This window comes from Rickettsia endosymbiont of Oedothorax gibbosus, assembly GCF_936269705.1.
Classification (GTDB): Bacteria; Pseudomonadota; Alphaproteobacteria; order Rickettsiales; family Rickettsiaceae; genus Tisiphia.
This window is the reverse complement of the sequence record NZ_OW370493.1, coordinates 886,659-906,078: the sequence shown is the minus strand read 5'-3', so window position 1 is coordinate 906,078 and position 19,420 is coordinate 886,659. Positions and strand designations below refer to the sequence as shown.

Sequence of the window (19,420 nt, the reverse complement as noted above, 5' to 3'; positions counted from 1 at the left end):
ATTATATTGATATTATCTTAGATAATTTATCCAACTTTGACTACTTTTTTAACTATTCCTCTACGAAAAACTTATTCCATATCCTTTTACTTACCTTCCTTCTATGACATATTTGGAATCGCTGGTAAGTATGGTGTTCATGCAACACAGATCAGTAACTGGAAAAAACAAGGTCTTGAGTTGTTATACCAATTGCAATAATTAACGCAGTGGTGTAAAATGGGTTTTTAACTGATAAAGGTACTCAAATGGCTAGGTTAATATTACCACAAGGTTTTCATGGTCATGATTTTATAAAAATGATGAAACATGAGCCGCATGGTCGAAATCGTATACGTTTATTGGCGATGTATCACCTTCAATTAGGCAAATCTTTAAAAGCCATATCTGAAATAGTGAAGTCACACTGGAAAACTGTGCAATCATGGCTCAGAAGATTTAGGAATCATGGTTTTGAAGGATTATTTGAATCACAAAGAAGCGGCGCCCCTAGGAAGATTAACACTATACAAGAGTCTGCTCTTTTTGATAAAATCAATACGCTCAGTGAAAGTAAAACTGGTGGGTATATAACTGGAAAGGAGCTACATATCATGTTACTTGAGGAATATGGTGCTAAATGCGCTTTAAAAACAGTCTACAATACTATGCACCGCCTTGGTTTTAGCTGGATTACTTCTCGTTCAATGCATCCAAAGTCAAATCAAGAGACTCAAAATACATATAAAAAAACTTCCCAGACATGTTAACAAAATTATTACCAAAAAATATCGATAGATGTAAAGTTGATATATGGTCTCAGGATGAAACTCGAGTTGGGCAACAAGGTAGCTTAACTCGTATATGGGCTAAGCGTGGCACTAGACCCCGTAAAGTTCGGCAACAGCAATTCATTTCAACATATATTTATGGAGCTGCTTGCCATGATACAGGAGAAGCTTTTGCATTAATTTTACCATATGCAAACACACAGGCAATGAATAAATTCTTAGAAGAGCTTTCTCGCAGTATTCAAGGCAACCGACATATAGCTTTACTAACGGATAATGCAGGTTGGCACACAGCCAAAAAACTAACTGTGCCAAGCAATATCACTTTGATACCGCTTCCGCCCTATGCACCGGAACTTAATGCAATGGAACAAGTTTGGGAATGGATCAAAAATCATTTCTTGTCTAACCAATGTTATGGTGTATATGAAGATATCGTCACTATGGCTTGTTACGCTTGGAATCAATTTGCTCATAATGTAGATTTAGTAAAATCAATTATGTATAGAGACTGGATAAACACACCGTGTTAATTATTGCAATTGGTATTAGTACAAGGTTTTAAGAATAAAACACAGAGTGCTGATCCAAATCAGCAGGGGTTAATCAAGAATCTATATGAGCAAATTGGTCAGTTAAGCGTTGAGTGTGACTGGCTCAAAAAAAAATCTGCATTGTTTGGAATTAAAGGTTAGGTGTAATATGATAGAGCCTAATCATAATAAGTTAACAATTGTACAACAGTGTAAGTTATTGGATATTAGCAGGTCAACCTATTACTATCAACCTACTGGTATTAGTGAACAAGATATCAAGATTATGGCAATAATTGATGAGACCTATACTATGCATCCATATTATGGTATGCGGCGGATGGCTAAATATTTACAAGCCCAAGGTTTTTCGGTAGGTCGTAAAGCTGTTAGACGTTACTACAAGATAATGGGTCTTGAAGCTGTTTATCCTAAAATAAATTTAAGCAAGAGGAATCAAGCGCATAAAATATATCCTTATTTACTAAAAGGATTAGAAATAGTATTGCCAAACCAGGTTTGGAGTGCAGATATAACGTATATAAGACTGAGCCAAGGATTCGTATATTTAGTAGCTATTATTGACTGGTATAGTCGTTATATTCTAAGTTGGCGAATCTCCATTAGTTTGGAAAGTGAATTTTGTGTAACAGCCCTTGAAGACGCTATAGAAAAATATGGTATGCCAAAAATATTTAAACTGATCAAGGAGTACAATTTACCTCGGAGAATTTTATTAGTATGCTAAAGCTACATAATATTTTGATTAGTATGGATGGTAAGGGACGAGCCTTAGATAATATTTTTATTGAACGTTTTTAGCGATCATTAAAACAGGAAAAAATTTATCGGATTATTCTAACAACAGTAAAGGAGGCAAAGACAGCAATTAACGAATATATGGACTTTTATAATAGACAAAGGATACATCAAGCTTTGGATTATAAAAATCCAGAATGTGTATATTTTGAAAAAAATATTGTATAAAAACAACAATTTAATTTTTGTGAATTATATCTCTATTTATCTAAATTTTTGTCTAGACAAAGGGGACCACCTTAATTCGTCTTAAAGTTGAGTGGATCGCAATGCTAAAATTTCCCTATGTATCCATAATGTCATATTTGGAATTGCTGAATAATCAAGTAGTAAAGCTAATAATTATTATAGGATTATTTTGAAATTTTTATATTCGAACAAATATGTGTAGCGACAACTAAAATAATTTGTTGTGCCTGCAAATTTTATCATTTCCTCTTCTGTCAGCCATTTTTTGGCACAACAACACTGAAGTCGGGAAACTTGATTATCGAGTTTAATCTCTTCTCATGCAATATTCAGGTTAATCTCTCATCTCCCAAATCTACACATTCTACTTCACTTTCTACCCATTTATTCATATCAATACCAACTTTATGATTTTCTTAGTTGATATTATTACATTATTTTTCCACCTCTTACAACTTGTGGGCAAAGATATGACTAAATGTGCATGAGGATTCGAGGACAAAAACAACAAAGAAATCGCCCATTAAAGAGAAATGTTCACAGCAACCTAATCTCTCCTAGCCAAGTAGGCATAGTCATCATGTTTTAGTAAATCAATATCATACGAAAAGCTTTTATTCGTTATATAATATTCTAGTAATCGTATCATACCTTGTTTATGCCTAGCCAATGCCTCTCTAGTGATATCTATCTCTAAAGTTTGGATTATTGGCTTTGAACTAGAAATTTTTACGTAAACAACCTGTTTAACGTTATGGATTTGCATACCAAAACCACCTTCTTGTAGCATTAACGCCTCAATTATTAGCTGCGGGGATAACCCAGTTTCTATATCTTTTCTACTAGGTAAGCTACCGGTTTTATAATCGATAATGACCGCTACCCCAAACTCATCTATCTCAATTCTATCAGCCACTCCAATTATTGTTAATTCTTGCCCAGCAATATTTAATGAAATTGCTCCTCTAGTTTCAGAATAAATATATTTACAACCATTTCTACGTTGTTCATCAAATTCAACAAAAGACTCAGCAATAGGCATAAATTTTATTTGCCAAATTTTTTGCGTATAGGTTGGTAAGATAACATCTTGTAAAAGATTATTACTAATATCCAATATTAAGCCAATTTTGTTATTCTCTAACTTGTTATAATTTTTTGAATATTGCTCTAAAACCTTATGAACAAAACTACCAAATTCAGATATTTTAGGCTCCTGCCCTACCCTATCTCTACTCCTGACATTCAAAATCTTCTTAGCGTAAAAACTATAAGGATTCCGTATCAACATTTCTATATCAGTAACTGATATTGTATCAGGAAAAATTGGGCTACTAACGTCATTGCAAGGAGGTGTCAGCTGACGAAGCAATCCATTACCAACCATTTCCCTAGTAGATTGCTTCGGTGCGGGATTTAGATTCCCGCCTACGCGGGAATGACCCAAAGGATTGAGGGGGTGACACGAAGGATTGCGGGAGTAACACAAAGGATCGCTGGAATGATATAGGGTTAATGTCAAACAATTTTCTGCAATCAAATTTTGATGCAACAAGTTCTGTTGTGCAATAAGTTGCAATTTTAGTAACAAATTCGATGGTAACAAACCAGATTTACCATCTTGTCTTTTTGATCTAGTAATTATTACTTGGGCATTATGCAGAAATAAATAAAAATAATATTGATAGATAGAAGTTCCCACAACCATATGTAATTTTTTTAACGTTTGCTCATTAATCCATTGGCTGATAGATGAGGATGATGACCAGCATCCTTCATTAAAGTCAGCTAAAATTACTAAATCAAATTTAAGTAATATTAAATCTTCTGCTTTACCAATAATTATATTTTTAGAATAATTATTATGAGCAAAATACTTACAATTAGACATTAAACCCTTCAGTAACTTTGGAAAATCTTTTTTATTATCTAAGGTTAAATTACAATTAGTATTTATTAACCCCGATAAAAAATTTGATAATTCAGCAGCTGACTGCTCATGCCAAATATCTCGGTAAAGTTTTTCAGCAATGCTAATCGAGGATTTTAATATTATAGCAAAATTATTGCCACTATTGCTATAAAGTAAGTTTATTAGCTTCTTACACCATTCTATTAATGCACTATCATTGGTTTTTTCTACTAGAGCCAGCATTTGATCAGATTGCCGGATAAAGCGGTTTTTATCACTCATTAAAATCTCTAATCTTTGAACTAATTTATGATTAATCAAAGGATTCTTTAATAGTAAAAATAACTTTTTTATATCAAAATCATTACATAATATTTCACTAATGGCAATTATTAGAGAACTAATTAGCGTTTTTGATAAATTATTACCTAGCAAATCTTGGAATTCTAGGGAATATTTGGTCAAAAAATTACAATAAAAATTCTTGGTTGTTTGATTATTGACAATAATAGCTATTTTCTTATCACTATATTGTTGGCAAATCAGACTTATTTGCTCTGCCTCTTGAAAAATATCTTCAAGCTCATAATATTTTATATGATCTACAGCTAATCGTTTAGGCTCATCAGGTACGGTATCTAGATTCTCGCCTTTTTGCATGTCATCCCTACGTAAGCAGGTATCTAGATTCCCGCCTACGCGGGAATGACATAAAGGATTGCTGGAATGACATTCATCAGAAATTATCCGATCGAAAAGCAAATGATTTGGCTGCTGATCGCCCAAAAGTTGGGAATCTGATAAATTTTTATTGAGAATTGTCAGTAATTTTTTAAAGTTATATAAGCAATCTTCTTCATGATTATAGTTATAGTCAATTGATGAGAAGTTGGTGACGTCGTCGCTCAATGCTCGCCTATTACTTATAGGCGTCGCTCCATCGCTCCTAGCATCAACTTCTCCTGAATTGACTATAGCCTGATTAACATTTATCATGTCATCCCTGCGTAAGCAGGGATCTAGATTCCCGCCTACGCGGGAATGACACGTACTAATAGACGGTAAAATTATAAAACTATCCGGTGAATTAGCAACATTCTTTAAGAAATTCCATGATATGGGATTATGCCCTACTATACCGGCTACTATCAAACTAGTATCGGCTCTTTTCAGCCTTGCTATCTCTGCATCCATCATAGTGAGCTGATAATTTAGCCGATCTTGCTTTCCTAACAATTTTATCTTCTCTTGCCATTCAGAATGGGCGTATTTAAGAAATTGATAAATAACACTCCAATGTTGCGATGGATTAATTTTTTCTATTTCATTTACCGAATCTATCGATAAATTATTACAAGCTAGCTGGTAAAATAACTCAGATATTGTTGAACAAAATTGTAAAGATTGGGTTATACTGAATTGTAAATCATGATAATTATGAATGATTTCTGCCAGGATAATTTTTTCTTGCAAAAACGTTATCGGCTGTAAATTTTCTGATGCGATAGTAAAAATTTCTTCACCTTCAGCCATAATATTAGACCAAGGAATAATATTTGGCAAAATCGCAATATGCTGTTTGTTAATCAAAATATTTTGTAAATTCCAACAATCGAAACCACTAGGCAATATAACCTTAAGAGTGCTAATAGAATTCTTCTCACTGAAATTATCTAAGATGAAATCAGCTAATATATCTAAAAACGATGATGATGGGTTAATTCTATAGAGGTTCATTAATTTCTTATTAGTTAGATTATATAAATGCTATAGCTATAATAGCATAATTTTATAACACCACTAATAGCTAAAACCCTTATAAAATTTATTTTAGTAAAGCCGGCAATTAAAGGAATGAATTTTCCCCATAATGGTATGAATATAAGCCATAATATCAATATGTTATATTTAAAAAAAAACTGAGATAATAATTGCTGGTTAGTATGAATCTGGGTATTTTTATAAAAATAAAAAATTCTCCATAACATTATACCAAAAAAATAATTTATACTAGTAGCAACTAATGAAGCAATAGTTGCTACCACCACTATTATTAAATTATTATAAACACCAAACATTTTCATAGAATGAACAATTAGTTCACTATCTAAACTTATAACTAAATTACCTACTAAACTATCGGTAAATAATAACGAATAGGCTTCAAACTGCTCCATAATTCAAACTAGTCTCAACAATTATAAATTCAAAAATGACAGAGCCTAGCAATTCGAGGGTCAGTCATTTTACTCTCTCGATTGGCTCTTTAGATAAACCTGTTAATTCAATGGTCTCATTAATAGCCTTATGTTTAGTAGCATAGTTTTTGCTATAGCTTTCATTGCTTCGGTTTTACCCTCGATTCTACCTTTGGCTTCAGTCACTACTAAAGTAACGCCTTGCTAATAAGTACCAGTTTACTGTACTTTCAATAGTTCATTGATTCTTGTAATAGATAATCTAGTCATTCTCGCCACTTCCTCAATAGAGTTGCCATTTTTTATCATCATTTTTATTAATTTAGCTTCACCTCTAGCCTCTCCGATTTGAATCCCTTCTTCTTTCCATACTTGAGCTATACTAGGCATAAGTTCTTCTCCTTTTTCTTTAGTTAAACTATTTTTTAATATTTTTTCTAACTCTATTTTATCATTTTGCTCAATAAAGATCAAAGTACGTCAATTCGGGATAAGGATATTGTGAACATGTAGATTAAAATCAAATTTTGTTGAAGGTTTATTTTTCTTTAATGAGTAAGCAACAAGAGTAGATAATATATGGACAAAGGCATTTATTGGTGATCTATGTCTAGTATGTTCAAGGTTCATTTTATTTTTTAGATAATCAAAAACTGTTTCAATTAAGTTACGCTTTCGAAGTAAGATTTTTTCTTTCAAATCCATTAATTTATTTTCCATATTCTTCTTAATTCCATGAATCATTTTTAAGCCTCTTTCATATAAATTTAAGAACAAATTTTGCTTAATATAACCTTTATCAGCTGCTATAATTCCAGTTAATCTTTTTGTTAACTCCGGTACTGGAACCCTATCATCTACATTGCCTTTGGTCACTTTTAATGCCATAAACTCCCCTTTATTATTGATTATTACATGTAATTTAAAACCATAAAAATACCCCATAGAGGATTTACTATGTTTGGCTAATCCTTTAAAAACTTTATTGCTATAACGCCTTTTATTGTGACAAGCTTTAATCGTTGTAGAGTCAATAAAATAAATACCTGTTTCCTCACCAAACAACAAATGAATCAACATATTTAGCGGTATGAATAATCGTGCCATTAATTCAACAAATCTATTATAACTCAAGGCTTTGGGAAAATCATCCTTATGCATGCACTCTATATAACTTTTATAGAAAAATTTAAAATTCTTAGCATAGGATGTATGAAACATAATTATTATTGTTAACATTTCACTTAGACTCATGCTACAACAGCGATTTCTTTGCTTATTTGATGGTAATAACTTTCTCTGTTCATACTCCAAATAAATTTTACAAAAATCATCTATAAAACTATATAATTCTGTGATATCTTTTTTCATGCCTGTAGTTTGTTTTTTTGTTTAAAAATATAAATACTGCAGGCACTCCTTTTTGACAATCCTTTTATCTATTACTATTTCATCTATATCTTATCCCGAACTGACGTAAAGTATACTGTAATAGATTTCTTATGTGGTCATAGCCTATTGTTATTTTACTCAATTTAGGCAAGAGATGAGAGATTTCTTGCCATCTTTTCAGTAATTGACGTTCGTTGATGTGTTTGAGGAAAAATAACAAAATCCCAGACCATACTTTTTCCTTGAGTTCTTCATCGGCAGCGATTCCAAATATGTCATAGAAGGAAGGTAAGTAAAAGGATATGGAATAAGTTTTTCGTAGAGGAATAGTTAAAAAAGTAGTCAAAGTTGGATAAATTATCTAAGATAATATCAATATAATATTGGTATCAAGTTATGCATTCAAAGAAACATTTAAGTTTTAGTGCAATCAGAAGTATGATTGCAGATAGATTTGCTGGTATAGAAGATAGAAGGGGTGTAAATAGTAGTAATAGTATAGCAGATATTATGTTATCTGGTTTGGCGTGTATGTATTTTCAATCAGTATCTTTGCTAGAATTTCAAAGGCGTATGGAAAGGAAGGAACAACGTAATAATCTGCGTAGCATGTTTACAGTACAATCGCTTCCTAGCGATCAGGGGATGAGGAACGTAATAGACCAAGTAGATAGTGACGTAACGTTTAGACCTATTTTCAAAGAATTATTTAGTAAATTACAACGAGGGAAGCATCTAGAACAATATCAAATATTTCCTGGTAAATACTTATTAAATGTTGATGGTACACAATATTACAGCTCTGATAAAGTGAGTTGTAAACGTTGCCTAATTAGAGGGCATAAAAATAACCAATATCATTGTCATCAAGTATTACAAGGGGCTATTGTAAAATTTGGGTTACGACAAGTAATACCAGTAATGCCTGAGGAAATTCGTGTACAAGATGGTGATGAGAAAGAGGATTGTGAGACGAATGCTTTCAAGAGATTTTTGACAAGATTTAGAAAGGATCATGATAAATTAGGGATAATAATCAATGCTGATGCCTTATATGCAACAACTCCAGTGATAGAAACAATTCGTGATCATAAAGCTAATTATATTTTTAAAGTAAAACCCAATAATCATAAGACATTAATGGATAATGTTCAATCTGTAGATAAATCAAAGATAGAGACATTGAGCCTTAGAAGGAACAAATTGATAATTGAATGGGTTAATGATGTTGAATTATTTACTAGCACTAAGGTAAGAACAAATTATATAGCGGCATGGGAGCTAGTGCCGCAGAAAGATGGTAGTAACAAAAGTCAGTATTATGGTAAATGGATTACTGATCTAGAAATCACCTCAGATAATGCTAAAACAATAATAGACGGAGCAAGAGCACGTTGGAAAATAGAGAACGAATGCTTTAATAGCTTAAAGAATCATGGTTATAATATAGAACATAATTACGGTCATGGTTCTGAGAATCTATGTTATAATTTCTACAATTTTACTTTGTTAGCATTTACTATTCATCAAATACACCAATTAGTTGATAAATTATTTCAAGAAATGAGGGAGCAATTTGGTAGATTAGGATCGTTATGGGAACGAATAAGAAGTTTAGTAGACCTTTTTTTCTTTGAATCAATGGAAATGTTATGGGAGATATTAGCTGGCAAACGAGATTACAGAGTCCCGCCAATATAGATTCGACCTATCAAAAGCTTTTTCTAGAGCAATAGACTTATTTATTGCTAACCGTTGGTTTTTACCAAATTGATTACAATAACGTGAATTATGATAAGTTTGTATAAAAATATTTATAGAATTCAAGAAAATACATACAAATCTTTAACAGAAAAATAGATTATTCGTCTTAAAGTTGAGTGGATCGCAATGCTAAAATTTCCCTATGTGAGCCTTTCTAATTAAGTGTGTAAATTTTTCATAGGGCTTAAATTCTACCTTCAAATTTTATCAAAAAGTGAGCCATAGCTGCGTTCCAGTTCGGAATCGGCATAACCCATTTCTTGGTCATATAATCAATTGCCAAATATAAGGTCTTAAAAACGGCATTATCATTTGGAAAAACCCTTTTATTCTTAGTAACCTTACGTAATTGGCTATTGACAGATTCTATACTATTAGTTGTGTATATTACTTTCCTTATCGCCTCAGGGTATTCTAGAAAAACCATTAAATTTTCCCAATGAACATACCAAGATTTAGCAATTTGTGGATACTGTTTACTCCATTTAGCTTCAAAAGATTCTAAAGCAAGATGTGCTTCTTCCTCTGTGCTAGCAGTATATATAGGCTTTAAATCAGCCGCTAATTCTTTTCGGTCTTTATATGATACATATTTTAAACTATTTCTAATCTGATGTACAATACATAATTGATGTTCGGTTTTCGGAAAAACTGCTTCTATTGCCTCAGACATACCGGTTAAATTATCACTGCAAGCAATAAGCATGTCTTGCATACCTCTGTTCTTCATCTCAGTAAAATTACCAAGCCAAAATTTAGCTCCTTCATTTTCACTGTTCCACAATCCTAAAATATCCTTCCTTCCAGATAAATCAATACCTAATGCTACATATACAGACTTATTGATAATTCGTTTATCTTGACGTACTTTTACTACTAAACAGTCAAAAAATACTATAGCATATACTCGATCCAATGGTCGGCTTTGCCATATCTTGACATCCTCAATTACATCATCAGTAATTTGACTTATCAAACTTTCGCTAACGTCAGCTCCATACAATTCTTGCATTTGAATCTTAATATCAGATAAGCTCATTCCTTTAGCGTATAACGATATTATTTTATCATCAAATCCTTCAATACGTCTTTGACGCTTCGGAATTAATGCAGGTTCAAATGTACTACTTCTATCCCTTGGAACCTCAATCTCTACAACTCCATTATTTGTTACTAGATTCTTTACTTTACTACCATTACGAACATTATTGCTATCAGTATGACAATATTTATCATATCCTAAGTGATTATTCATCTCTGACTGCAATGCCTTCTCTACAAGCCTTTTGGTTAATTGTTTTAATAAACCATCCTCTTTAAATAAAGTTGATATATCTGTATCATTATTTATTAATAAATCTATTGCTTGATTCATTGCTTCATTTTGTTTGTGACGCATTATAATTTCTCCTTTTGTTATATTATATTTTTATATAACCTTTGAAAAATTTACACACTTATTTGTACAGAGCCCCCTATGTATCCATAATGTCATATTTGGAATTGCTGGGCTCAGTCTTATATACGTTATATCTGCACTCCAAACCTGGTTTGGCAATACTATTTCTAATCCTTTTAGTAAATAAGGATATATTTTATGCGCTTGATTCCTCTTGCTTAAATTTATTTTAGGATAAACAGCTTCAAGACCCATTATCTTGTAGTAACGTCTAACAGCTTTACGACCTACCGAAAAACCTTGGGCTTGTAAATATTTAGCCATCCGCCGCATACCATAATATGGATGCATAGTATAGGTCTCATCAATTATTGCCATAATCTTGATATCTTGTTCACTAATACCAGTAGGTTGATAGTAATAGGTTGACCTGCTAATATCCAATAACTTACACTGTTGTACAATTGTTAACTTATTATGATTAGGCTCTATCATATTACACCTAACCTTTAATTCCAAACAATGCAGATTTTTTTTTGAGCCAGTCACACTCAACGCTTAACTGACCAATTTGCTCATATAGATTCTTGATTAACCCCTGCTGATTTGGATCAGCACTCTGTGTTTTATTCTTAAAACCTTGTACTAACAACTCAAGACCTTGTTTTTTCCAGTTACTGATCTGTGTTGCATGAACACCATACTTACTGGTTATCTGGGCTATTGTTAGCTCTCCCTTAATTGCTTCTATGACAATTTTGGCTTTCTCCTCAGCACTATATTGCCTTACTTGTTTTTTCATCTCTAGCTCTCCTTGTTTGCTAAAGAATTCTATCTCATTTTTCTTATTTTTCTGTCCAAAATATTGGAACCATTATAGCTGTTGAAATAAACCATCTCGACCAAATAACTCCGATGGATCTGCTTTTGATAATAATTCTTCTACTAGCTGATTACTGATGTTTAATGTATCTTTATCTGTATCTAATTTTTTAGCCATAATTCCTCCTTGCTTGCTTAAGTTACTTTTTTTACAGTAATCTCTTACTGCTTTCTTTGCAACTTACACAAACTATAGGACAGACTCACTAAATAAATAATTTGTTGTGCCTGCAAATTTTATCATTTCCTCTTCTGTCAGCCATTTTTTGGCACAACAACACTGAAGTCGGGAGCCTCGACATAATTACGGATTTTATTCAGAATACTTATTCATTAACTCTTTAACTTTCGTTCTCTTTATTGTTACTATTCTTTACTCGCAATATTTATCAATTATCAATTTTTATTTAGTTGACATAGTTTCTTCTTTTTTCTCAACTAAACTAATTTGCAACATATTCGCTACCATTGGTGACTACTGCATAAGCAATCCTTGCTAACTTATTTGCTAAACCAACACATATAATATTATATGATTTATTTTCAGCAAATTTCTTCACTGCCCACTGCACTAGTTTATCTTTCGATTCCTTACCACTTTTTGCTCTTATTGCTATTGTCCTTGCAGCTTGAATCAACATAGTTCTGGCATATCTATCTCCCTGTTTGGTAATCCCTCCTAAAACTATCTTATCTCCTGAGCTATGTTGCTTTGGTACCAAACCAAGCGAAGCAGCAAAATCCCTTGGGGTTGGATAACTTTCCATTGGGGCTACACTCAAACAACTAGCATTGATTGCTCCAATGCCAAAAATTGTCTGCAACCTAGTAGCTTTCTCACTTTGCTTATTATTGCTGATAATCAGCTTTTCTAAAGTTTTCTCTTTGTCACATAAATCCTCAATTTCTTTACATTCTAAAAGTAAAATTGACCGTATCCCAGAATTTATATAACCTTTACTATACGCTAACTCTACCTCCAGCCTACATGATTTGCAAAATTTATTTTTACTTAATTTTGTATTATAGCCATATTTACATAAACTTGATATTGTAGAATTAGTTTTTTGCACACGATCTCTGATCGTATTACTTCTAATTTTATGCAAAAATTTTATATCTTGTTCCTCTTTGCTTTTTGGCAGCACAGTTTTTAATTCTGGATCACGAGCCGCTTTGCATATTGCTAACGCATCGTTATAATCATTTTTCTGTTTCGATGTAGCATAAACTTTTACATCTTTTGTTTTCATTAGTTTGACTTGCAAACCAAGCTTAGCAATTTCCTGTGACCAATAATTAGCTCCTCCACATGCTTCCATAGCTACCAATGAACTTTTATCGAGATTGCTTAAATAGGCTATTATACCAATTGCAATAATTAACACGGTGTGTTTATCCAGTCTCTATACATAATTGATTTTACTAAATCTACATTATGAGCAAATTGATTCCAAGCGTAACAAGCCATAGTGACGATATCTTCATATACACCATAACATTGGTTAGACAAGAAATGATTTTTGATCCATTCCCAAACTTGTTCCATTGCATTAAGTTCCGGTGCATAGGGCGGAAGCGGTATCAAAGTGATATTGCTTGGCACAGTTAGTTTTTTGGCTGTGTGCCAACCTGCATTATCCGTTAGTAAAGCTATATGTCGGTTGCCTTGAATACTGCGAGAAAGCTCTTCTAAGAATTTATTCATTGCCTGTGTGTTTGCATATGACGTCAGTTCGGGATAAGATATAGATGAAATAGTAATAGATAAAAGGATTGTCAAAAAGGAGTGCCTGCAGTATTTATATTTTTAAACAAAAAAACAAACTACAGGCATGAAAAAAGATATCACAGAATTATATAGTTTTATAGATGATTTTTGTAAAATTTATTTGGAGTATGAACAGAGAAAGTTATTACCATCAAATAAGCAAAGAAATCGCTGTTGTAGCATGAGTCTAAGTGAAATGTTAACAATAATAATTATGTTTCATACATCCTATGCTAAGAATTTTAAATTTTTCTATAAAAGTTATATAGAGTGCATGCATAAGGATGATTTTCCCAAAGCCTTGAGTTATAATAGATTTGTTGAATTAATGGCACGATTATTCATACCGCTAAATATGTTGATTCATTTGTTGTTTGGTGAGGAAACAGGTATTTATTTTATTGACTCTACAACGATTAAAGCTTGTCACAATAAAAGGCGTTATAGCAATAAAGTTTTTAAAGGATTAGCCAAACATAGTAAATCCTCTATGGGGTATTTTTATGGTTTTAAATTACATGTAATAATCAATAATAAAGGGGAGTTTATGGCATTAAAAGTGACCAAAGGCAATGTAGATGATAGGGTTCCAGTACCGGAGTTAACAAAAAGATTAACTGGAATTATAGCAGCTGATAAAGGTTATATTAAGCAAAATTTGTTCTTAAATTTATATGAAAGAGGCTTAAAAATGATTCATGGAATTAAGAAGAATATGGAAAATAAATTAATGGATTTGAAAGAAAAAATCTTACTTCGAAAGCGTAACTTAATTGAAACAGTTTTTGATTATCTAAAAAATAAAATGAACCTTGAACATACTAGACATAGATCACCAATAAATGCCTTTGTCCATATATTATCTACTCTTGTTGCTTACTCATTAAAGAAAAATAAACCTTCAACAAAATTTGATTTTAATCTACATGTTCACAATATCCTTATCCCGAATTGACGTATATGGTAAAATTAATGCAAAAGCTTCTCCTGTATCATGGCAAGCAGCTCCATAAATATATGTTGAAATGAATTGCTGTTGCCGAACTTTACGGGGTCTAGTGCCACGCTTAGCCCATATACGAGTTAAGCTACCTTGTTGCCCAACTCGAGTTTCATCCTGAGACCATATATCAACTTTACATCTATCGATATTTTTTGGTAATAATTTTGTTAACATGTCTGGGAAGTTTTTTTATATGTATTTTGAGTCTCTTGATTTGACTTTGGATGCATTGAACGAGAAGTAATCCAGCTAAAACCAAGGCGGTGCATAGTATTGTAGACTGTTTTTAAAGCGCATTTAGCACCATATTCCTCAAGTAACATGATATGTAGCTCCTTTCCAGTTATATACCCACCAGTTTTACTTTCACTGAGCGTATTGATTTTATCAAAAAGAGCAGACTCTTGTATAGTGTTAATCTTCCTAGGGGCGCCGCTTCTTTGTGATTCAAATAATCCTTCAAAACCATGATTCCTAAATCTTCTGAGCCATGATTGCACAGTTTTCCAGTGTGACTTCACTATTTCAGATATGGCTTTTAAAGATTTGCCTAATTGAAGGTGATACATCGCCAATAAACGTATACGATTTCGACCATGCGGCTCATGTTTCATCATTTTTATAAAATCATGACCATGAAAACCTTGTGGTAATATTAACCTAGCCATTTGAGTACCTTTATCAGTTAAAAACCCATTTTACACCACTGCGTTAATTATTGCAATTGGTATTAACTCATCTCTTGTAACTTTTTGATAACCTATTTTTTTGCCATTTTGATCGACTTGCACCAAGTGCATACTATTTTTTGCTAAATCTATTCCTATTATAGTATTTTTTGTGCTATTATTTATCATGGTATGGACCTATTAATTAAATTATTATTTAATTTGGAGCAGCTGAAAACTATTTTTCAGCTGACTCCGTACAAGTAAAGCATATTTCGCTTCACTCGTCCATACCATCATTCCCGCATAGTGGGAATCTGGATACTGCACCGAAGCAGGTATGACATAAAACGGGATTGCTTCAAAGCCACTAAAGTGGCTTTGAGCCATGACGCTGAGGCTAAATACTAATCGGATTAACTTTAACATAAATTTGCTGATATATATCAAAGCCAACTGGATTTAGCTTGTAATCAATTTCTGCTTGCTGCAAATGTTTCAGTGTCTTAATGCAATCCTCTAATTTAAGCTTATTTACAGCTTTTTTAAAACTTGCCACATATTTATAGAAAATTGGTGGGGATAGTGATTTTACCGCTACATCTATATCAATACCAATTTCTAACTTACTTAATACGATGTATAAATTTAGATAATATCTGATTAATGCTCTGATAATTAGCACTTCATTAATGTTTTGTTGTTTTAATTTATTGAATTCTTGTAAAAAATTATCAGCATCTTTTGAGGAAAAATAAGCACATAAATTATCCCCATTTCCCATAAAATCATCACTAACTACCTGCCGTGCATCATCTAAAGTAATTTGCTCTTTATCAAATGTAAAATATGTTAATTTATCGATTTCACTAACTAGCGTTTGATGGTCACCTTTTAGGCGAGTTGTTAAATAGTTAACAGCATCTTCTTTTATAACCTTCCCTACACTATTACATTTATGTAAAATTATCTTAGCAATTTTTTGTTCATCGTCATGATAACAAGCTAGAGAAGCCAAATAAGTTTCCGTTTCAAAGAACTTACGTATGCTAGAAGAAGTTGATAATTCATCAGCAATAAACACTAAGAAATGTACTGAATCTTTACTAAGAGCAAGTTTTAAAGATTTATCTATAGATTCTCCAACTGATCTTACAGTAATCAATTGTTTTTGCATAAAGAAATTTTGGGTATTAACTAAAGTTTCAAGCGACCGAGATTTAATCTCTGAATATTCTATAGAGGTTTTTAGTAAATCAAATTTCTTTACTAAGGCTTTACAAACTCTATCTATATACCCCTTATCTGGACCATAAAGTAACAGAGCCTTAATTTGTCCATTTTCTACCTTATCAAGTAGCTGCATAGTTTGTGATAGATAGAATTTCATCTTTAATGATATTTTGTTTAAAATATAAAATTAATCTTTCCAGTATCTCATTCGCCCCTTGTTTTGTAAGGTCTTCCAATGCCTTATCATTATCTACATAACTATGATAAGGTGAAGAAGCTGTACTATAAGAGGTCACATGACGGAATGTTCCTGAGGTAACCTGTTGATTAGTCACAATATCAACTAACCTATATTGAATAGTTTGACTTACTGTTTCTCTTAACACATCAGAATTTTTTTGAATAATAAGCGGTAAACTTTTGTTAGTAAAATTTACCTTTAATAAATACTTTGTTGTTGATGTTGTAGATTTTGGTAGAATACTAGACAAATAGTAACAAAATTCTGCCCCAGCAATAGAGTTTATTGGTTCAACTTCAATAGCACTTAATTGGCTTAATTCTTGTAAACTATATTTATCACTATATACAGGTCTTAAACTACAAGAGGTACATAAAAACAAGTAAGTGACGATTACTAATAAACTCAAGCTACTCTTTATCAACTATTAGCCCCCTCCTGTTTAGCTAATTCCTGAGATTGCCCATTATCAGCCACTTTGTTTTTATTATAGTTACGCCTTCTAGGGGGACGAGTATAACTTGATTTCTTATCAATATATTTACGATTTGACTTAATGGTATCAACAACGTTTTCATTGTCCAACTCAGTTACCACTAATGCCTTATCACTTTCTTGACTAGACTCAACAACCTCTTTATCAATTTTTTCGTTATCAATTGCTATTTCTACATTTTTATTTAACTCACTACTAGCTTCTAACTTATCAGGAGTTTTCCATTTTTGCTTCTTTCTATTAGGATTTGAACTAGTAGGTGGCTCTTTATTAATCTTTTCCTCTTGATAATTAGAAGACTGATTTTGAATTAATGGTTTACTAGTAGCTCCAGCATGGCTAGATTTTTTTGGCAATTTTATTTTTTCAATTGAATAATTATCAGAAGTGGCAGATGGATCAACGTGGAATCTTAACTTTAAATTATATTTTTCTTCAATTAGAGATATTTCTGAACGCTTATTATTCAGTAAATAGATGACTGAATGAATATTAGCAAAAACATTTACTAGATCGATATTTTCATTAAAAATTTCATTCTCTATCGTACGTAAAATTAACATAGCATTTGACTCATCTGCTCTAACAAGCCCTTTGCCATTACAATATGAACAAATTGATGAATTCGATTCCAAAAATGATGGTCTTAATCTTTGCCGAGACATCTCAAGCAAACCAAATTGGCTAATATTAGCAGTTTGAATTCTTGCCCGATCTCGACTTAGAAATTCCTTAAAAGACCTCTCAATAATTCTACGATTTCTAGCATCATACATATCGATAAAATCAATAACTACTAAGCCTGATAAATCTCTTAATTTAATTTGCCTAGCAATTTCTCTGGCAGCTTCCAAGTTGGTCTTTAACGCCGTTTCTTCAATATTTTTCTCAGCAGTTGCTCTGCCTGAGTTAACATCAATTGAAATAAGGGCTTCTGTTGGATTTATTACTATATACCCACCAGAAGGTAAAGCAAAAACAGGCTGATATAATTTGGTTAGCTGTTCCTCAATAACAAATTTTGTAAAAATTGGTACTTTACTTTTGTATTCTTTGAGCTTACTAATATCGGTAGGTAATATATCCTTCATGAATCTTACAGCGTTTTGATATGACTCACTACCCTGTATTATCAATTCTTTAACCGTATGATCAAACATATCTCGGATGACTTTTTGAATCAGCCCATCTTCTTCATGTATAAAACATGGAGCTATAGATTTAAGGGTACTCTCTCTAATTTTATTCCATAATTTTACTAAATAATCATAATCTCTTTTGATGTCTAAAGTAGTACATCCAGCACCAGCCGTACGAATTATAATACTTGATACGGTGCTACTATTATTTGAAGTTATTTTACTGACAATATTCTTAAGCCTTCTCCGTTCATCAGCATTGGATATCTTACGTGATACACCATTCTGGGAGGGCGTATTAGGCATTAAAACACAATATTTCCCAGCAAGAGACATAAAGGTGGTAAACGATGCTCCTTTATTACCTCTTTCCTCTTTGGTAACTTGAACAAGCAAAACCTGCCCTTTTTTTATTACTTCTTGAATTTTATATTGCTTTTGTTTATTTTCTTCATCTTTATCACTTCTCTCAACATTTATTGTTTCAATGTCATTATCTAGAACATCTAAATTAAATTCTACCTGAATTTTTTCGTCCACTAATCTTTCTATAGCATTTAAATCAATTTCTTCACTATCTATTATCAGATTATAATTTCTCTTTGTTTCGGACTCCACAAGATCATCTTGGGTAATATCTGAAAGAGAGATTTCTTGTAATTTGTTTATAGAAGGCAAAGATTTAAGATCAGATGCTGGTATATTATAATAATATGGGCTAATTTCAGTAAAAGGTAAGAATCCGCTCTTGTCAGGACCATAATCTATAAAGGCAGCCTGCAGGGCTGGTTCAACTCTTATAACTTTTGCAAGATATATATTACCCTTGTTTTGCTGTTTTATCGCAGTTTCATATTCAATATCTTCAATATTATTATTCTGATTTAGTAATACTACCCTTGTTTCATTAGGAAAGTTAGCATCAACTATAATTTTCTTACTCATTAATTTTTTACTCGTAAATTTCTAGGTACATCTCTAATATTTTGTAAACCTAGCAATATTAAACAA

General features: G+C 32.1%; 23 protein-coding genes and 2 pseudogenes. 7 read left to right on the top strand and 18 right to left on the bottom strand.

Features of this window, described 5'->3' with window-relative positions:
• Positions 1 to 248: 248 nt before the first annotated feature.
• From NBW66_RS04970 to NBW66_RS14910, 5 genes and pseudogenes are all read left to right on the top strand, one after another.
• Positions 249 to 749: a helix-turn-helix domain-containing protein gene (locus tag NBW66_RS04970; protein ID WP_250310542.1), complete on the top strand. Its 501-nt coding sequence runs from the start codon at positions 249 to 251 to the stop codon at positions 747 to 749.
• On the top strand, positions 743 to 1,303 hold the full coding sequence (locus NBW66_RS04965; RefSeq protein WP_250310543.1) for an IS630 family transposase: 561 nt from the start codon (positions 743 to 745) through the stop codon (positions 1,301 to 1,303). Before NBW66_RS04970 ends, NBW66_RS04965 begins: the two co-directional genes overlap by 7 nt.
• Before the next feature lie 3 nt (positions 1,304 to 1,306).
• On the top strand, positions 1,307 to 1,465 hold the full coding sequence (locus tag NBW66_RS04960; RefSeq protein ID WP_250311913.1) for a hypothetical protein: 159 nt from the start codon (positions 1,307 to 1,309) through the stop codon (positions 1,463 to 1,465).
• A 7-nt stretch (positions 1,466 to 1,472) separates the two neighbouring features.
• A complete protein-coding gene (locus NBW66_RS04955; protein WP_250311912.1) occupies positions 1,473 to 2,051 on the top strand; it encodes a DDE-type integrase/transposase/recombinase in 579 nt (192 codons plus the stop codon).
• A gap of 89 nt (positions 2,052 to 2,140) precedes the next feature.
• Positions 2,141 to 2,290: pseudogene (locus tag NBW66_RS14910) on the top strand (IS3 family transposase); the annotation flags it as partial.
• 568 nt (positions 2,291 to 2,858) lie between these two features.
• On the opposite strand, the gene NBW66_RS04950 reads toward NBW66_RS14910, so the two are convergent.
• The 5 genes and pseudogenes from NBW66_RS04950 to NBW66_RS04930 form a co-directional block, all read right to left on the bottom strand.
• Positions 2,859 to 5,960, bottom strand: a complete 3,102-nt coding sequence (locus tag NBW66_RS04950) for a PD-(D/E)XK nuclease family protein (protein WP_250311911.1) — start codon at positions 5,958 to 5,960, stop codon at positions 2,859 to 2,861.
• A gap of 14 nt (positions 5,961 to 5,974) precedes the next feature.
• Positions 5,975 to 6,400, bottom strand: coding sequence for a YqaA family protein (locus tag NBW66_RS04945; protein ID WP_250311910.1), 426 nt, complete (start codon positions 6,398 to 6,400; stop codon positions 5,975 to 5,977).
• Positions 6,401 to 6,640: 240 nt separating this feature from the next.
• Positions 6,641 to 6,895 (bottom strand): RpnC/YadD family protein, encoded by a 255-nt coding sequence (locus NBW66_RS04940; RefSeq protein ID WP_250311909.1) that lies wholly within the window; start codon positions 6,893 to 6,895, stop codon positions 6,641 to 6,643.
• Positions 6,896 to 6,901: 6 nt separating this feature from the next.
• On the bottom strand, positions 6,902 to 7,792 hold the full coding sequence (locus NBW66_RS04935; RefSeq protein ID WP_250310582.1) for an IS982 family transposase: 891 nt from the start codon (positions 7,790 to 7,792) through the stop codon (positions 6,902 to 6,904).
• Positions 7,793 to 7,898: 106 nt separating this feature from the next.
• A pseudogene (locus tag NBW66_RS04930) lies at positions 7,899 to 8,069 on the bottom strand (Rpn family recombination-promoting nuclease/putative transposase); the annotation flags it as partial.
• Positions 8,070 to 8,209: 140 nt separating this feature from the next.
• On the opposite strand from NBW66_RS04930, the gene NBW66_RS04925 reads away from it, so the two are divergent.
• Positions 8,210 to 9,514 carry a transposase gene (locus tag NBW66_RS04925; protein ID WP_250311217.1) on the top strand — a complete coding sequence of 435 codons (1,305 nt, stop codon included), beginning with the start codon at positions 8,210 to 8,212 and terminating at the stop codon, positions 9,512 to 9,514.
• Between the two features lie 247 nt (positions 9,515 to 9,761).
• Here NBW66_RS04925 and NBW66_RS04920 read toward each other — a convergent pair whose 3' ends face one another.
• The 6 genes from NBW66_RS04920 to NBW66_RS04900 all read right to left on the bottom strand — a co-directional run bounded on the left by NBW66_RS04920 (position 9,762) and on the right by NBW66_RS04900 (position 13,641).
• Positions 9,762 to 10,976: an IS256 family transposase gene (locus NBW66_RS04920; RefSeq protein ID WP_250310568.1), complete on the bottom strand. Its 1,215-nt coding sequence runs from the start codon at positions 10,974 to 10,976 to the stop codon at positions 9,762 to 9,764.
• A gap of 30 nt (positions 10,977 to 11,006) precedes the next feature.
• Positions 11,007 to 11,471 (bottom strand): IS3 family transposase, encoded by a 465-nt coding sequence (locus NBW66_RS04915; RefSeq protein ID WP_250311908.1) that lies wholly within the window; start codon positions 11,469 to 11,471, stop codon positions 11,007 to 11,009.
• A gap of 7 nt (positions 11,472 to 11,478) precedes the next feature.
• The gene (locus NBW66_RS04910; protein WP_094649795.1) at positions 11,479 to 11,778 is read right to left on the bottom strand and encodes a transposase; all 300 of its coding nucleotides are present in this window, start codon (positions 11,776 to 11,778) and stop codon (positions 11,479 to 11,481) included.
• 72 nt (positions 11,779 to 11,850) lie between these two features.
• Positions 11,851 to 11,976: a hypothetical protein gene (locus NBW66_RS14460; RefSeq protein WP_284346728.1), complete on the bottom strand. Its 126-nt coding sequence runs from the start codon at positions 11,974 to 11,976 to the stop codon at positions 11,851 to 11,853.
• A gap of 325 nt (positions 11,977 to 12,301) precedes the next feature.
• Positions 12,302 to 13,246: an IS110 family RNA-guided transposase gene (locus NBW66_RS04905; protein ID WP_250311907.1), complete on the bottom strand. Its 945-nt coding sequence runs from the start codon at positions 13,244 to 13,246 to the stop codon at positions 12,302 to 12,304.
• Positions 13,240 to 13,641, bottom strand: coding sequence for a transposase (locus tag NBW66_RS04900; protein WP_250311845.1), 402 nt, complete (start codon positions 13,639 to 13,641; stop codon positions 13,240 to 13,242). The genes NBW66_RS04905 and NBW66_RS04900 overlap by 7 nt, the downstream gene beginning before the upstream one ends.
• 52 nt (positions 13,642 to 13,693) lie before the next feature.
• Between NBW66_RS04900 and NBW66_RS04895 the strand changes: the two genes are divergently transcribed.
• Complete coding sequence (locus NBW66_RS04895) at positions 13,694 to 14,584, top strand: IS982 family transposase (RefSeq protein WP_250310582.1); 891 nt, start codon at positions 13,694 to 13,696, stop codon at positions 14,582 to 14,584.
• Here NBW66_RS04895 and NBW66_RS04890 read toward each other — a convergent pair.
• The 7 genes from NBW66_RS04890 to NBW66_RS04860 are packed head-to-tail and all read right to left on the bottom strand — an operon-like array spanning position 14,552 to position 19,354.
• Complete coding sequence (locus NBW66_RS04890) at positions 14,552 to 14,806, bottom strand: hypothetical protein (protein WP_250311906.1); 255 nt, start codon at positions 14,804 to 14,806, stop codon at positions 14,552 to 14,554. The two genes, NBW66_RS04895 and NBW66_RS04890, sit on opposite strands and share 33 nt — an antisense overlap.
• Positions 14,800 to 15,300, bottom strand: coding sequence for a helix-turn-helix domain-containing protein (locus tag NBW66_RS04885; protein ID WP_250310542.1), 501 nt, complete (start codon positions 15,298 to 15,300; stop codon positions 14,800 to 14,802). The genes NBW66_RS04890 and NBW66_RS04885 overlap by 7 nt, the downstream gene beginning before the upstream one ends.
• A gap of 30 nt (positions 15,301 to 15,330) precedes the next feature.
• Positions 15,331 to 15,489 (bottom strand): IS110 family transposase, encoded by a 159-nt coding sequence (locus NBW66_RS04880; protein ID WP_250311905.1) that lies wholly within the window; start codon positions 15,487 to 15,489, stop codon positions 15,331 to 15,333.
• Positions 15,490 to 15,513: 24 nt separating this feature from the next.
• Complete coding sequence (locus NBW66_RS04875) at positions 15,514 to 15,729, bottom strand: hypothetical protein (protein WP_250311904.1); 216 nt, start codon at positions 15,727 to 15,729, stop codon at positions 15,514 to 15,516.
• Positions 15,701 to 16,690, bottom strand: coding sequence for a DNA polymerase III subunit delta (holA, locus tag NBW66_RS04870; RefSeq protein WP_250311903.1), 990 nt, complete (start codon positions 16,688 to 16,690; stop codon positions 15,701 to 15,703). Before holA ends, NBW66_RS04875 begins: the two co-directional genes overlap by 29 nt.
• Positions 16,653 to 17,198: a hypothetical protein gene (locus NBW66_RS04865; RefSeq protein ID WP_250311902.1), complete on the bottom strand. Its 546-nt coding sequence runs from the start codon at positions 17,196 to 17,198 to the stop codon at positions 16,653 to 16,655. Before NBW66_RS04865 ends, holA begins: the two co-directional genes overlap by 38 nt.
• Entirely contained in the window at positions 17,195 to 19,354 is a 2,160-nt protein-coding gene (locus NBW66_RS04860) for an Rne/Rng family ribonuclease (RefSeq protein ID WP_250311901.1), read from the bottom strand. Before NBW66_RS04860 ends, NBW66_RS04865 begins: the two co-directional genes overlap by 4 nt.
• Between the last annotated feature and the right edge of the window lie 66 nt (positions 19,355 to 19,420).